Below are 429 nucleotides of genomic sequence, written 5' to 3'. Positions count from 1 at the left end.
GCAGCGCTGCGGAAGCCGGTGGCCGTGGCCTGGTTGTCCGAGGCCACCGCTTCGTTGCCGGTGGCGGTAGCATAGGTGCCGCTGGCCTGCGCGCCGGCGCCGCTGGCGGTGGCGCCGATCTCGCTGGCCTGGGCGTTGCTGCCGATGGCGATGCTGTTCTCGCCCGACGCCTGGCTGGCGTTGCCCAGCGCGACCGCATCGACCCCGCTGGAGACGGCGTTGAAACCGATCGCGGTCGCCCCGGCGGCCACGGCATTGGCGCCGCCACCGAGCGCAGTGGCGCCGTCGGCGGTGGCGTTGGCGGCCTCGCCGGCCGCCAGCGCATTGTCGCCGTCGACCAGGGCGCCGGCATCGCTGTCGGCGCTGCCGCTGGCCTGGAAATACTTGCTGGTCGCTGCCGCGGCCTGCTTCACCGCATCCAGTTGGGCG

The 429-nt window shown here is 74.1% G+C and carries 1 pseudogene; it reads right to left on the bottom strand.

Features of this window, described 5'->3' with window-relative positions:
- Positions 1–429 (bottom strand): annotated as a pseudogene (locus tag D180_RS19925) (hypothetical protein); the annotation flags it as partial.

The organism is Xanthomonas sp. SHU 166 (genome assembly GCF_000364685.1).
Taxonomy (GTDB): Bacteria; Pseudomonadota; Gammaproteobacteria; order Xanthomonadales; family Xanthomonadaceae; genus Xanthomonas_A; species Xanthomonas_A sontii.
The sequence above is the reverse complement of the archived record's forward strand: the minus strand, read 5'-3'. Positions and strand labels throughout refer to the sequence as shown.